The organism is Chloroflexus sp. MS-G (genome assembly GCF_000735195.1).
Taxonomy (GTDB): domain Bacteria; phylum Chloroflexota; class Chloroflexia; order Chloroflexales; family Chloroflexaceae; genus Chloroflexus.
This window is the reverse complement of the sequence record NZ_JPIM01000047.1, coordinates 5,001-20,549: the sequence shown is the minus strand read 5'-3', so window position 1 is coordinate 20,549 and position 15,549 is coordinate 5,001. Positions and strand designations below refer to the sequence as shown.

The window sequence follows — 15,549 nt, the reverse complement described above, 5'->3', positions numbered from 1 at the left end:
GACAGATGGAGATCATTCCTACCAGATATTTACTTATAGCACAGACGATATTACTCGTCAGGCTCAAGATAAAATGTCAACGGATAACCAGCCTCACGGGCAGCGTGATGAGCCTGATAGACTCGTTCCTGGGCTTCCTGAAAAGGTAATACCGTCACCAGCGCACGTCCTTCATAGTGAGCGGTCAGCATAACCTGTTCAGCCCGTCGATAGTCAAGCTCGAAGAATACTTGCAAGACCATAACAACAAAGTCCATCGGCGTTACGTCGTCATTCTGCACAATAACGCGATATGGACGTTCGAGTTCTTCATCACTGGCAACCGCGAATGAGACGGTAGGCCGCACGGCAACTGTAGGTTGTTCAGTAGACATGGGCTACTCCGTCGCTAAACGTACATACCATCTTCTGCTGGCAGTATAACATAAAGTGTCACTCTTCCCGATGTTGCCGGCGTTTTGCTGTTAATAAGGCTGCAATACGCTCTTCTTCACTTAATGGTGGTGCAGGCGGCTTGTCTGGTAACGATGACGGTGTTTCTGTGGAGCCTGATACCTTGCGCCGGGTGTAGGGTAGCATCTTCGCTTGCCAATCAGGGAACGGAACGAAGAGCCGCCGGAGGGCAACATCGATTGGCAACAGTGCCAATGCCAACCAGAGTAACGGGATCGTAACGGACCACACCTCGTATACGGTGCGTTCTGTCGGTGTAAAGATTGTGGTAGGTGGCGGATTAACTCGCCCACCGGTGAATGCAGCCAATTCTTCCAACAGCCCTGGATTATCGGCCATTCGTCCATATTCCGGTGAATAGTTGACTGTCACACCGATACTGGCATTGCCAAGCGGCTGACCTGCCTGATCGGTAGCATATACCTGTATTAGGTAAGCACCGACTTGATCAATTGTTGTGACAGTCCGGTAGCGTCCGGGGGCAATCTGAGTAAATACCAGATCACGTTCAAGCGCCAGGCCACTCATCCAACTACGAATGTCGTTCAGCTCGATTGGTAAACCGCCCGCATCACGTGCTGTCAGCTCAATCTCAACCTGATCGGCAATAACTGTAGCTGTCAGCGATAGACGATCACTGTTGCTCAGTGGCAGCACTTCTGTGACCAGATTGGCAGTAAAGCGCGGAAACTCTGCCCACGACACCCAGTCAATAGCCCAACGGCCGGTTAGATCGCTTGCCCATGCTAGCACGCGCCCTAATCCCATTTGGGCTGTTGCCAGCAATGGCGAGCCATCAGGCGCTGCAAGCACCATGCGCCCGGTCGCTCGGTTGGCAACGACATTGCGACCCTGGAGCGGCGGCAATGCGCCAACATCACGGAGCCAAGGTGTGGGTAGGGCTAGAATCGGCACGAATGGCTCTTCTATCAAATCACGATTGGCAACACGTACCGTTTCTTCTAGAAAAATTTGCGGCAGTTCAGTCACCTGCTGAACAGCATAGTATTTCCCTCCACCAATACGAGCAACTCGTTCGAGCGCCGGATCAGTATTACGCCCAATCGCTACTGTGCTAACGGTTACGCCCTGCGCATAGAGATCGGAAACCATATCGGCATATTCGGTTTCAGATATGCCATCGGTTAAGAGGATCACATGCTTGATCCGGGCGTCAGCCGTTGTGATGGTCTCAGCAGCCATTGCGATACCGCTCCGAATGTTCGTACCTCCTCCAGCCGTTAGCCGACTCAGTGCACCTTCAATCGTAAACAGATCGGTAAGCGGCTGTAATGGGAGCAGGGTTTCGGCCAAACTGTCGAATGCGATGATAGCAAGTTGATCGCGCTGGGTCAGACCTCGACTGGCCTGAAATGCTGCCTCACGGGCCAGATCAAGCTGTGTGCGGGAGCCATCAACCAATTCATTCATACTCCCACTGCGGTCGATCACCAATACCAATGCCAGATCGAAGCGCTCTTCAATCACTGGTGGATCAAGCGAGACGGGAAGCAGTGGTTCAAGAGGTGACCGTCGCCAGCCACCGGCTCCAAACGATTGCGGCCCACCGATCATCAACAGTCCACCACCAAGATCACGCACGTATGTGGTCAGTGCGCGCTGAAGTGTCGTTGGAACAGCACTGGCGGGCGTATCAACAAGTGCCACCACGTCGAATACACGTAAATCGAGCGGACGGACGGGAGCCTGGATTGGTTCCTGTACGGTTACATCGAACCCACTCGCCCGCCAGGCGTTAACCAGAGCTGCCACCTTTTCGACAGCAACGGTCAACACAAGGATACGGGGTGGACCGGAAACAAATGTGAATGCTACCGCCCGATTATTGGCCGCCTGGGTATCGAAAGGGGCCATCAGATACGCTTCAAATCGTCGAAAACCTCGCTCACCAGCCGGTACCGTCAACGAAAACTGGTTGAGACCGGTCGTTAATGTAACCGGTTGTTCAATGCGCAACTGACCATCAACGAGTAATTGCACCGTTGCTGAGCCGCTCATCTCGCTCTCGATCAGAACGGTCAGGGGGATGAGCTGATCAACACTCGCGCTGGATGGAGCGTTCAGTGCTGCAATCAGTGCGTCAGGACCGCGATCGGATACCAGGGGAACAACGTCAATCGATACTCCTCGCGCCGCTGCCAGGCGAGCAGCGTTCAGCGCTTGCCCCACATTCTCGCCTCCATCCGATAGCAGTACCAGACGTTGGTGCATAGCACCGGGTAAGATTGCCAGCGCCAACTGGATAGCATCTTCGATGTTGGTTCGGGAGCCGGCGACCAGCCCATCGATCCGATCAAGTGGACGTGGTGGTTCGGCTACTCGTTCAACCTGGGCACGCGCTCCAAAGACAACAACCGCCATGCGATCGTCTGGATCGGCTGTAGCTACAGCCTGCTTGATATAATCGAGCGCTGCGAGGCGCTGACTCGGTGCCACCGAATCGCTAACATCGAGGAGAAAAACGGTCGCCGTTGCCTGCACTGGTCGGCCAAGTTGGAGACCTGCTATCGCTAACACCAGAGCCGCCAGCATCAGCAACCGTACTACCAGGAGCAGCCATAGCCGGAGCCGACTAAGCCGACGAAGAAGCTCAGCTCGATTCAACCATAGTGTACCGATGAGGGGAACAGCAAGAACAAATAACCACAATGCTGCCGGCTCAATCACACTCAACACAATCTTGCTCCCTCTAGTGTAGAAGCGCAGATATGGTGGGTTAGCTTAGCGATGAAACACAGTGCCGAGTGGGTATCACCGATGATCGATAGTGTTTCTCGCCAATCTGACCGTCACTGCGCTGGTAGAGGTAGGTTCTCAATCCACCTCCCACAGTGTACCGATACCGTATGAAATGGGTTGAGCCGAAGCAGATGATGGGCCGTCATCACGCCTGCACGGTAACAGGTGCATGAGGGATGTTTCTACTCACTTCGCTAGTTGAGCATCATCAACGACCGAGTAACATCTGAACAATTTCTATGATCGCACCACCGAGCGATCGTGAAGCGAAGTGAACCTACCGTCGCCGTAGTGGTTAGAGATGGTTCTCCACCTGTACCACCACCAGCGTTATATCGTCATGAGGGCTGCGACCCTCACTAAATGTTTGCACGGCTGACAGCAAACGTTCAAGAAGTTCTTCTGGCGGGAGGTACCCCCAGTGGCGCACCAGATGCTCAAGGCGATCAAAACCAAACAATTCACGCTGATGATTTTGTGCTTCAACAACCCCATCGGTGTAGAATACCAGCGTATCGCCAGGCGCCAGATCGAGTTCTAGTTGATTGTAACGTGCATCACGTTGTATTCCTAACGGTAAAGCGCCAGCAGTTTCCAGAAAAGTCGTGCGGCCATCGGCGTGTCGTAATAGGGGCGACAACTGACCAGCGTTAGCAAGTATCAATCGCTGCTCAATCGGATCAATCAGTGCATACCCAAGTGCAACAAAGGTATTCCGTGGCACATCATCGACTAGCCAGCGATTCGTCTCGGTCAGTACCAGTCGGGGAAATTCGTGATTACGAGCTTCCGAACGAACAGTCGAACGGGCTACTGCCATTAGCATTGCCGCTGGCAGCGATTTGCCACTCACATCACCGATAATGACCCCTAGTCGGGAACCGAGCGCAATCACATCGTAGAAATCACCCCCTGTCTCACGAGCGGGTAAACACCGTGCAGCCACCCGCAATCCTGCACACGCTGGCAGCTCGTGCGGAAAGAGGTTGAGCTGAATCTGGCGGGCAATTGCCATTTCCTGTTCGACGCGCGTCACCGATTCCTGGTAAAGTTGTGCATTTTCGATAGCCAGTGCCGCGTGGTTGGCGAAGGCCAGGGCAACCTCCAGATCACGTTCACTGAAGGCATGCCGCCGATACGCATCGATGTTCAACACTCCAAGCACTCGTCCTTTGGCAATCAGTGGTACTCCCAGCCAGGTCAGGATACGTTCCCCCATATCACCGGGTGGCCAGATCGTTTGTCCAGGCGGGGCGACCAATAAGATCGGTCGTCGTTCACGTACAACCTGACCGGCGCCACTCGTAGCAACCGGCAGGGTGCGCCCTATAGGAATTTCGTCTGGTGGCCAACCGCTTGCCGCTGCGATGCGCAAGATCGGTCCATCTAGCAACATAATCGTTGATGTATCGTAGTTTATGACCTTGCGCAGTTCGGCTAACACGAGCTGGAGCACTTCGTTGGGGTCAAAACTTGAACTTAACACACGGGCGACCTCACGCAGTGTCTCAGCAGTACGCCGTTGCTCTTGTTCAGCGGCAAAGAGCAGTGCGTTTTCGTAAGCCGTCGCGACTGAGGTCGTGACCGTCATCATTAACTCTAACTCAGCTTCATCATAAGAGCGCGGCTCACCAAAACTATCAAATGAGATCGATCCAAACACCCGATCACGGCTGATCAATGGCACGACTACCAGTGAACGCAATCCCATTTCACGCCAGCGGTCACGTGATGACAATGCTCGTGGATCGTTTTCAATATCCAGAATAACCTGTGGTCGGCGTGTCGTGCGGAGAACATCGACCAATGGATTATGCTGAAGGTCGATGACCGTACCGACCATGCCGGTAGATGGATATTCTGCGGCAACGAAACCGGTTTTGTCGTCACGAAACAACACCAGACCGGTGTGATCAGCCCAGAAGAGTTGAACTAACTCGCGGGTGGCGATGTCAAGGATTTCTTGTTGATCAAGGTGAGCAGCCAGCAAACCGGCAATCCGATTTACAAGCGCCATACGGGCTGTCTGGCGCTCAGCAGCAAGTGCATGTGCTTGCGCTGCTTGAAAGAGATGGGCATTCTCGCGTGCCTGCTGCTCACGTTCGGTGAGTAATTGTACCTTCTGTACGGCCAGACTGATCAAACTGGCAATTTGCGCCAGCACATCGATGGTATTGTCGTCATAACAGTATGGGCGTTCATCTTGTAGTACCAGTACCCCAATTGCCACTTCGTGCTGCGCAAGGATTGGTACACCGATCCATGAACGCATCAGGTGTGCTGCCCCTATCGAATACGGTTGGATACCCATGGCCTTCACCTGCTGCGCATCGGTCAGGAGATCATCAAAGCGTAGTGGCTGGCGATGGGTGAGTAACCATTCGGAAAACGAGGCTGATGGTACATGCCGCCCAATCAGGTTGTGGTCTAATTGATGATTGTGTTCAACAAAGATAGCATATTCAATCTGGCGTGAATCCGGATCGCATAGCATCAGATAGAAGACAGAAGCTGCCGTCAGATCAATTACAATCCGCTGTGTCTCATGCAAAATGCGATTCAGATCATACGATGCTGCCACCAGCGTGCCGATCTGATTGATCGCCTGTAGTTCAGCGATTTGTCGAGTTCGTTGCGCATGCAATGTCACATTCTTCACGTGCAGGGTAAGTTGGGCGGCAATATTGCCGAGAAACTCCATATCACGCGGAGTAAAGGCATACGAACGGTAGCTTTGCACCGAGACGACCCCAATCGGTCGTCCATCGCGATCAAGCAGCGGCCAACCCATCCAGGAACGCGCGATCCGTTCAGCACCGATAACAACAATCTCTACATCGGGAAAGGCTCGAATCTCGTCGGGCAAGTCGCAGAGAAACAACGGTTCACACTCACGCAGAATGTGGGCGGTGAGGGAGTTTGCTGGTGGCGGTTGGTTAATCCAAAAATCGTAGATTTGTCCATCGTCAAGGGTGATACCATCCGTAATCAAATGTCGTTCTGGATCGTAAATCACCATTGAAAAGGCGTCCAAATCAATACAGTTTTGTAAACCGAAGGCTGCTCGTTGCAGTAACTCACGAGTCGTTTGCGCCGTTGAGGCGGCCAGACTAATCTCACGCAAGGCCCGCAGTTCAGCAATCTGGCGCTCGCGTTCCGCTGTGAGGCGACTATGTTCGATCAGAATAGCAATCTGGTTGGCAACCGACTGGGCCAGTGCCAGCTCGTGCGGCGCTGGCTCGCGTGGCGTAAAACCGAACAGACTTAACGTACCCAGTACCCGCCGCCCAACAAAGAGCGGTAAATTGATAGTTGACTCAAATGGTGGGAAGAGATGGAGGGGAAACGTTGCCGGATCGTAGTGTGACTGCCAATCGCGGTGAATCACCCGTGGTTGCAGCAGGGTAACTACCTCGCGCAGTGGACTGATCTCAAGTGGAATCTGGCGGGTCTGTTCAATGTATTCCTGGCTGAACCCACGACAGGCGTGTAGCACGAGCAGCGTACCGGTTTCATCGAGCAAACGCACATTACCGGCATCAAAATGGAGTGTCGTGACGGCAATTTCCAATGCCTGATCGAGCACATTATCAAATGAACGGGTATCAACCAGCGTCGCAGCCAGTGTACTTAATGCAGCTAACTCTTCGCGGCGTGCTGTCAACTGTTCAGTCAACTCGCGACTCAGTCGATCTTGCTCTTCTACCAGCACCACATTTTCGAGTGCCAATGCAATCACGTTGGCTATTTGCTGAAGGAGTTCAAGGGTTTCGTGATTGTACAGGCCGGGTTGGTAGCTTTGCAGAGAGATGACTCCAACCACCGATTCGCTGATCATCAGTGGCACACCGATCCACGAACGTGAGCGTTTAGCAGTGTTACCAAACGGTACTGGCGGCAAACTGGCGTCGCGTTCGGTCAACAGATCGCGGAAGAGCAGTGGCTCACGGCGACGGACGATCAATCCGGTCAGATAGCCGTATTCACGATTTTCGAGAAACTCAATCTGACCTTCATCGTAGAGTAGAGCGGCTTTGAACAGTTCTGGTCGCTCATCACAAAAAGCAAGATAACAGGAATCAAAATCGAAGATGTGGTGCAATTCACGCACAACTGTCTCAAACAATGTGCGTAGCGGTGGTCGATGACGTGCTACCAATCCAATCGCGTACAATGACGCCAGAATGCGCTGATCGCGCTCTTGTTGTCGACGCAACGCATCGCGCTGTCGCTGGAGATCGCCGATCAATTGACGCCGACGAGCTGTACGGGTCATTCCTTCATTCCTGTCGCTTCGTGCATTGCAAACGGCAGTGTACAAACCGTTGCCGGACGATCAAACACGGTTACCGTCGTTCCACTTTCAGCGTATGCCCGTCGAAGATACGCCAGCCCAATCCAACCGAAGCGTGGCGAACAGACAGCACTGGTCAGATCACCAACCTCTTTGCCATCAGCCATGACCTTTGCCGGTAATGATTCGGGTGCCGCCGATAGGCGTAAACCGCACAACAGTTTGGCAATTCGACCACGGCTCTCCATACGGGCAATGATCTCTTGACCAACGTAACAGCCTTTGTGAAAACTGACTGCTCGCCACAAATCGGCTTCGAGCGGAATGTAATCCAGTGTGATTTCGTGCTTGAAACGCGGATAGCCGTGTTCAACCCGAACTATTTCGGCGGTGTTCTTATCAAGCTCGACCGCGCCAGCGTTGGTCAGGGCTGTCATAAAGGCCATGACCTGCGTAGGGTGTGGGTAGAGGGTATAGCCGTCGCCTCCCATTGGCTCACACCGGGCAACGAAGATTTGATGTTCAGCCCACTGAGCTGACGTAATACCATAGCGGGGTATATCGGTGGGCAACCCGATTGTCCGGAGTACCTGACTCGCCTGCGGCCCATACACACCGATCTGCCCCAATTCGAGGCTAGCATCAGCGACCGTTACCTGATCGTTGAAAAAGATATTCTTTCGCAAATGGCGTAAAATGGCTGCTCCATGCCCAGAACCCGTTTCAAGCAATAAGGCATCAGGCAGTACATATACTCGCAGCAGATCGATCATTCGCCCGATGGGGGTCGTCAAGACCGTGAGGGTACCCTGTCCGGGTTGTAACGGCTCAATAGCGTTGGTCGAGAGACGATGGAGCAACGCAGCCCGATCACGACCACGCATCCAGAGCCGTCCACGATCTGATTCGTCGAGGATTGCGGCAGTGCTGTAGATAGCGTTATAGCTTGCCGATGTAACATCTTCCATACGTTTTGATGTCATGAGTACGTGCCTGTCATATATTTTATTGTATCACGGCACTTGCAAGACTGGCCGACGGAGCTTGAGTTGAAGTTGCATGCCGTAACGAGGACGTAACGTAATGCCTGTCTGCAAGGCAATCGGATGATCGGGTACCGGTAGCACATGCCACCGCTGTGCCAGAGTAGCCAGTACTAACACCCCCTCCATCCAGGCAAACGGTTCGCCGATGCAATTACGCGGCCCGCCACCAAAGGGAAAAAAAGCAAATTTTGGTCGTGTAGCTTGTGCGGCTGGTGTATGACGAAGTGGCTCACAACGATATGGATCGGGAAAGAAACGACTATCGTGATGCATCAGCCAGGGACTCATCAGAACAATCGTATCTGGTTTGATCGGTACATCACCAATCGTCACCGGCGCGATTGCTCGTCGGCCAATGATCCAGGCCGGTGGATAAAGACGTAAGGCTTCGGCAAAGAGCCAGTGGGTATAGGACAACGATGGCAGATCGGCTACCGTTGGTGCACGTTCACCAAGTACGGTATCAAGTTCGCTATGTAACGTTGCCGCAATTGTTGGATGCGTAGCCAACAAATAAAGCGCCCACGTCAACGCATTTGCGGTGGTCTCATGACCGGCCAGGAAGAGTGTCATCAACTCGTCGCGCAATTGAGTGTCAGTCATGCGATACCCATCTCCCTCGTCATCGACTGCTGCTAACAACAGTGAAAGCAGATCGTCACGATTACCGGGATTGGCACGACGGGCAGCGATGATCCGGTAGATAATCGTATCGAGGCGCATTTTCGCCTGCTGAAATCGCCGCACCGGTGGTAGTGGTAAAGCCATCAACCAGTCGGCGAACGGTAACACCGCCAGATCAAACATAGCCACCAGATCATGCATTGCGGTGAATACTTGATCAGCATCAGCCTCGGTATCGGCGGAAAAGAGTGTTACCCCGACAATCCGCAGCGTGATTGCCATCAACTCACGACTCATATCCAGCACGGCGCCATCTTGCCAGTGGCTACTCCGTTCCTCAGCCGCAGCCACCATGGCTGGGCCATAGGACGCGAGTCGTTGACGGTGAAAAGCTGGCTGAATCAGCCGTCGTTGACGAAGGTGCGTTTCACCTTCGCTGGTGAGCAATCCTTCGCCGAGCAATCGCTTGGCCCGTTCGAGCACGCGCCCCTTCACAAAAGCCCGATTTTTAGTGACCAGCACCTCGCGAATGCAGTCAGGATGATTCACCAGTACCATGCGTTGTGGTCCGGCCCAAAATTCCACCACATCACCGCGCATTGCCAGATCGGTCAGTAACGTTAGGGGATCACGACGCAACCGCTGAAGATTTCGGATCGATACAGGAGAAGGAACATGGATTAGCATCCTACACCACCTTGATTCATAATTACCCAGCGTATGCTCAAGAGAATACTCCTGTTTTCTGCCGATGGCACGCTGGTCTGCATCCCGATGTGAGAGGGTTGCAATACCTGGCATTTCCTCAGCTTGTCACCAGAGATTATCTTCGCTGCTGGGGAAACGTAATGGGTATACCGTCCTTAATCTTCCGAACCGCCAGGAGTGTTGTTCAGGATGATCAGCGTTGACGATACACAACGCCGTTCCGGTAATCAATGTCAAATCGTGATAGATACTATGCAGGAACGATATTGATACGGTAGCCGCAAATTGTAGGAAGCCCCTTCATCGGCGCCTCGACTGGCAAAATCGCTCTTTCCGCATCACAATGCGTCTGATAGCAAGTCTTCCCCGATGTCGGGAAAAAAGGACAACAGTGCATTGACCCGCATCCGTTTCAAACATTCAGCGTATCACGGGCACGTATCAACATCATACCACGCTTGTCAGATGTTCATTCCATGTCGCAAAGCGTTAACCGTCCGTGAAATTTAGAACAACATCATGGTATACTACAGCTATCGGTGAACCTTCAACTAAATGATCGCACAACAATGATTCGTTGATGACGGGGGAGTCCATGAGTGTAACAGGGCGACTGGCAGGAAAGATTGCGCTCATTACCGGCGGTGCTGGCAACATTGGTAGCGAACTGACAAAACGTTTTCTAGCTGAAGGAGCAACAGTTATCATTAGTGGGCGTAATGGCGCCAAACTCACTGCCCTGGCCGAACAGATGCGGTCAGAGGCTGGAGTTCCAGCGAAGCGGATCGACCTCGAAGTGATGGATGGGAGCAATCCGGCAGATGTGCGTGCTGGTATTGAGGCGATCGTGGCCCGTCATGGCAAGATTGATATTTTAGTGAACAATGCTGGCAGCGCAGGCGCCCAACGACGGTTGGCTGATATTCCGCTTACCGATGCCGAACTCGGTCCTGGCGCCGAGGAAACGTTGACTACGAGCGTTGCCAATTTACTTGGTATGCCGTGGCATTTGATGCGGATCGCGGCACCACATATACCGCCAGGCGGCGCTATCATCAATGTTTCAACTATCTTTTCGTATGCTGAATACTATGGACGTATCCCGTATGTCACCCCGAAAGCTGCTCTCAATGCGCTCTCGCAGATCGCAGCCCGCGAACTGGGTGCACGTGGTATTCGCGTGAATACCATCTTTCCCGGCCCGATTGAGAGCGAACGAATTCACACGGTCTTCCAGCGCATGGATCAGTTGAAAGGTCGTGCGGAAGGTGATACGGCGCAGCAATTTTTAGCAACGATGCGATTATGGCGGACCAACGACCAGGGGAATCTCGAGCGCCGCTTCCCAACGGTTGGTGATGTGGCCGATGCGGCGGTCTTTCTGGCCAGTGATGAGGCAGCAGCCCTTGCTGGGGAAACCATTGCTGTTACCCATGGCATGGAACTTCCGCTGCGCAGCGAAACCAGCTTACTGGCGCGCACCGACCTGCGCACGATCGATGCGAGTGGTCGGACGACGCTGATCTGTGCCGGTGATCAGATCGAAGAGGTGATGGCGCTGGCCGGTATGTTACGCACGTGTGGCAGTGAAGTCATTATCGGCTTCCGTTCGGCCACTGCTCTGGCTCAGTTCGAGCAAGCAGTGAGTGAAAGTCGTCATTTAGCGGGTGCAACCTTTACCCCACCAATTGCGTTACCACTCGATCCCCGTGATCCAACCACAATCGATGCGATCTTCGACTGGGCGGGAGAGAATACCGGTGGCATTCACGCAGCAATTATTCTCCCTGCTTCTAGCCGTGAACCGGCTAACCAGGTGATTGAGGTTGATGATGCCCACGTCATGCAATTTCTGGCCGATGAGATTGTTGGTACGATTGTGATTGCCAGTCGCTTGGCCCGTTATTGGCAATCTCAGCGTCTGACGCCGGGCGCCCGTGCCCGTAGTCCACAGGTTATCTTCCTCTCGAATGGAGCGAATGCCGCAGGGAACGTGTACGGTCGCATTCAAAGTGCGGCTATCGAGCAGTTGATTCGGGTATGGCGTCACGAGGCCGAACTCGATTATGCCCGTGTGACTGCCAATGGTGAGCGGGTGTTACCGGCGGTATGGACAAATCAGATTGTGCGCTTCGATAATCGCAGCCCTGAAGGGTTAGAATTTGCCTGTGCGTGGACGGCTCAGTTACTACACAGCCAACGCCGGATCAGCGAAATTACTCTCAATATTCCTGCTAACGTTAGCGCTACTACCGGTGCGCGTAGTGCGTCAGTGGGTTGGGCCGAAAGTCTGATCGGCTTACACCTGGGCAAGGTTGCGCTCATCACCGGTGGTAGTGCCGGCATCGGCGGCCAGATCGGTCGGCTACTGGCGCTCAGCGGTGCACGAGTGATGCTGGCAGCCCGCGACCGTCATAAACTAGAGCAGATGCAGGCGATGATTCGGGCCGAACTGGCTGAAGTGGGTTACACTGATGTCGAAGATCGGGTACACATCGCACCTGGTTGCGATGTCAGTAGTGAAGAACAGCTTGTTGATCTTGTCGAACGTACCCTGGCTACGTTTGGCACCGTGGACTATCTCATTAACAACGCTGGCATCGCTGGTGTCGAAGAAATGGTTATAGACATGCCGGTAGAGGGCTGGCGGAACACACTGTACGCTAACCTGATCAGCAACTACTCGCTAATGCGTAAACTGGCGCCCTTGATGAAGAAACAAGGTAGTGGCTATATCTTGAACGTTTCCTCCTACTTTGGCGGTGAAAAAGAGGCTGCCATTCCCTATCCCAATCGGGCTGACTATGCCGTTTCAAAGGCCGGTCAGCGGGCAATGGCCGAGGTCTTTGCCCGCTTTCTGGGGCCAGAAGTGCAGATCAACGCGATTGCGCCGGGGCCGGTTGAAGGCGATCGTTTGCGTGGCACGGGTGAACGTCCTGGTCTGTTTGCCCGTCGCGCACGGCTCATTTTAGAAAACAAGCGGCTTAATGAACTGCACGCGGCACTAATAACCACTGCCCGTACCGATGCACGTCCGATGCGCGAGCTGGTTGAACTGCTGTTACCGAACGATGTGGTCGCGCTAGAGCAGAATCCCGCGACGCCGCAAGCCTTACGTGAACTGGCCAAACGTATTCGTAGCGAAGGTGATCCAGCAGCTTCTTCGAGTAGCGCACTGCTTAACCGCTCGATTGCGGCGAAGCTCCTCGCCCGCTTGATAAACGGTGGCTACGAGCTACCTGCCGATATGTTTGCGCATCTGCCTCTTCCGCCCGATCCATTCTTCACCCGTGCTCAGATCGACCGTGAGGCGCGCAAGGTGCGCGATGGTATCATGGGAATGCTCTATCTACAACGGATGCCAACCGAGTTTGATGTGGCGATGGCTACGGTTTACTATCTCGCCGACCGCAATGTCAGCGGCGAGACCTTCCACCCCTCGGGAGGGTTGCGCTACGAACGCACTCCTACCGGCGGTGAGCTGTTTGGCATGCCTGCTCCGGAACGGCTGGCCGAGTTGGTCGGTACAACCGTGTACCTCATTGGCGAACATCTTACCGAGCATCTGAATCTCCTTGCACGGGCTTATCTCGAACGCTACGGTGCGCGCCAAGTCGTGATGATCGTAGAGACAGAAGCCGGTGCAGAGACTATGCGTCGCTTGCTCCACGATCATGTTGAGGCCGGTCGGCTTATGACGATTGTTGCCAGCGATCAGATTGAAGCAGCGATTGATCGGGCAATTGCGCACTATGGTCGCCCTGGGCCGGTAGTCTGTACGCCTTTCCGTCCTCTGCCCACTGCACCACTGGTTGGCCGTAAAGATAGCGACTGGAGTACAGTGCTAAGTGAGGCCGAATTTGCTGACTTGTGTGAACACCAACTGACTCACCACTTCCGGGTGGCGCGCAAAATTGCCTTGTGCGACGGTGCTAGCCTGGCGCTGGTCACACCAGAAACGACTGCTACGTCGAGTACCGAACAATTTGCGTTGGCGAACTTTGTCAAAACAACTTTACATGCCTTCACCGCGACCGTCGGCGTCGAAAGTGAACGTACTGCGCAGCGTATTCTGATCAATCAGGTAGACCTGACCCGTCGCGCACGTGCTGAAGAGCCACGCGATCCGCATGAACGCCAACAAGAACTCGAACGCTTCATCGAAGCGGTACTGTTGGTGACCGCGCCACTTCCACCCGAATCAGATACGCGCTACGCTGGCCGAATCCATCGTGGGAGAGCGATTACTGTGTGAGAAATGTGCAAATTGTTCTCATATGTGTCTGAAAAATTCCTTTCCAACACCTGCTAACTCGCCCCTGTCCTCTCTCACCAGGTGAGAGGACGGGGGAAATGGAGGTGGCTGACACTTCTCTCACCTAGGAGAGAGGACGGGAAAAATGGAGCCGGACTCTAGCTTGACTTCTAGTACGCGATAGTGTAGCATGGTGCTCATGGAAAACACCATGAGCACAGGGAAAGCCGCAACACTCCTTGGTGTCTCGGTCAAGACGTTGCAGCGTTGGGAACGCGAAGGAAGGCTGATTCCGGTGGCCCGAACGGACAGCAACCGCCGTCTCTCCCCTGAGACGCAAATCCGTGCGGTCATCGGTTTGCGGCAGGCGAACCATGCGCCAACCACGCTGGTCGCCTCCTGTCGGGTATCGCGTGCGGCACAGAAGCCGGACCTGGCGAATCAGCGCAACGTGCTGGAAGAGGTCGTGGTGGCGAAGGGATTGGCGGGGGTCGAGTGTATCGAGGAAGTGGGCGGCGGGCTGAACGTCACGCGCAAGCGGTTTCTGGCCCGTATGGACGAGATCGGGCGACGGCAAGTCAAGATGCTGATCCTCGCGCACCGGGACCGCCTCACCCGTTTCGGCGTTGCGTGGTTCGAACATGACGCCAAAACCCATGGCTGCGACGTGCTGGTGCTCACCCAGGAACGGCTGTCTCCCGAACCGGAAATGGTGCAAGACGTGATGACCATCGTGCACGGTTGTTCGTCTCGGCGATACGGTGTGAGGAACTATCGAAAGAAGTTGAACGAAGCGCTGAAACAGGATGCGAGTCATGAGTAATGCCAAGAAGGCCAAACGATGCAACTAACCCACAAGATCGCCCTTTGTCCGACTCCTGAGCAGGTGGATTACTTCAAGCGCGCCTGCGGCACGGCCCGGCGCGTCTGGAACTGGGCGCTCAATGAATGGAACAAACAATACGCAGCAGGCGGCAAGCCAAACGCAATGGCGCTCAAAAAGCAGTTCAACGCCATCAAATACACCGACCCACAGTGGCTCGACGAAAACGGACGGCCTTGGTTGCAAGACATTCACCGGGACGCCCACGCCCAGCCGTTTGCCCATCTCGCCAAAGCCTGGGAAAGATTCTTCGCTGACCTCAAGGCTGGCAAAGAGGCGCACGCACCGCGCTTCAAGAAAAAGGGGCGCTGCCGCGACAGCTTTTACGTAGCCAACGACAAGTTCCGTCTGGACGGCAAGACGATCCGTCTGCCCAAGATCGGCGACGTCGCCATGACCGAGGAACTGCGCTTCAAAGGAAAGATACTGGGCGCGACGGTCTCGCGCACGGCGGATCGTTGGTTTGTGGCAATACAGGTCGAAGTGCCCGATGCGCAATGCTATCGGCGTCGCACGGCGCACGAGG

Annotated in this window: 7 protein-coding genes and 1 pseudogene (1 of these 8 cut by a window edge); 3 read left to right on the top strand and 5 right to left on the bottom strand. The window is 54.2% G+C overall.

Features of this window, described 5'->3' with window-relative positions; genetic code table 11:
- Window positions 1–50: 50 nt before the first annotated feature.
- The 5 genes from JE47_RS0110225 to JE47_RS0110205 form a co-directional block, all read right to left on the bottom strand.
- Window positions 51–374: an ATP-dependent Clp protease adaptor ClpS gene (locus tag JE47_RS0110225; protein WP_031459661.1), complete on the bottom strand. Its 324-nt coding sequence runs from the start codon at window positions 372–374 to the stop codon at window positions 51–53.
- Between the two features lie 58 nt (window positions 375–432).
- On the bottom strand, window positions 433–3,150 hold the full coding sequence (locus tag JE47_RS0110220; protein WP_236631197.1) for a VWA domain-containing protein: 2,718 nt from the start codon (window positions 3,148–3,150) through the stop codon (window positions 433–435).
- 358 nt (window positions 3,151–3,508) lie between these two features.
- Entirely contained in the window at window positions 3,509–7,489 is a 3,981-nt protein-coding gene (locus JE47_RS0110215) for a GAF domain-containing protein (protein WP_031459659.1), read from the bottom strand.
- Window positions 7,486–8,490, bottom strand: a complete 1,005-nt coding sequence (gene ygfZ / locus JE47_RS0110210; RefSeq protein WP_236631196.1) for a CAF17-like 4Fe-4S cluster assembly/insertion protein YgfZ — start codon at window positions 8,488–8,490, stop codon at window positions 7,486–7,488. The genes JE47_RS0110215 and ygfZ overlap by 4 nt, the downstream gene beginning before the upstream one ends.
- Window positions 8,491–8,520: 30 nt before the next feature.
- Window positions 8,521–9,864, bottom strand: a complete 1,344-nt coding sequence (locus tag JE47_RS0110205; protein ID WP_031459657.1) for a cytochrome P450 — start codon at window positions 9,862–9,864, stop codon at window positions 8,521–8,523.
- 616 nt (window positions 9,865–10,480) lie between these two features.
- On the opposite strand from JE47_RS0110205, the gene JE47_RS0110200 reads away from it, so the two are divergent.
- The 3 genes and pseudogenes from JE47_RS0110200 to JE47_RS22150 form a co-directional block, all read left to right on the top strand.
- Window positions 10,481–14,140 (top strand): SDR family NAD(P)-dependent oxidoreductase, encoded by a 3,660-nt coding sequence (locus JE47_RS0110200; protein ID WP_031459656.1) that lies wholly within the window; start codon window positions 10,481–10,483, stop codon window positions 14,138–14,140.
- A 199-nt stretch (window positions 14,141–14,339) separates the two neighbouring features.
- On the top strand, window positions 14,340–14,963 hold the full coding sequence (locus tag JE47_RS0110195) for an IS607 family transposase (RefSeq protein ID WP_031459655.1): 624 nt from the start codon (window positions 14,340–14,342) through the stop codon (window positions 14,961–14,963).
- A gap of 18 nt (window positions 14,964–14,981) precedes the next feature.
- Window positions 14,982–15,549 (top strand): annotated as a pseudogene (locus JE47_RS22150) (RNA-guided endonuclease InsQ/TnpB family protein) (it continues 773 nt past the right edge of the window).

Excerpts from the sequence above, each read along its gene's own strand:
- JE47_RS0110225 (WP_031459661.1), bottom strand. The coding sequence starts at position 374 with ATGTCTACTGAACAACCTACAGTTGCCGTGCGGCCTACCGTCTCATTC.
- JE47_RS0110215 (WP_031459659.1), bottom strand. The coding sequence starts at position 7,489 with ATGACCCGTACAGCTCGTCGGCGTCAATTGATCGGCGATCTCCAGCGA.
- ygfZ (WP_236631196.1), bottom strand. The coding sequence starts at position 8,490 with ATGACATCAAAACGTATGGAAGATGTTACATCGGCAAGCTATAACGCT.
- JE47_RS0110205 (WP_031459657.1), bottom strand. The coding sequence starts at position 9,864 with ATGCTAATCCATGTTCCTTCTCCTGTATCGATCCGAAATCTTCAGCGG.
- JE47_RS0110200 (WP_031459656.1), top strand. The coding sequence starts at position 10,481 with ATGAGTGTAACAGGGCGACTGGCAGGAAAGATTGCGCTCATTACCGGC.
- JE47_RS0110195 (WP_031459655.1), top strand. The coding sequence starts at position 14,340 with ATGGAAAACACCATGAGCACAGGGAAAGCCGCAACACTCCTTGGTGTC.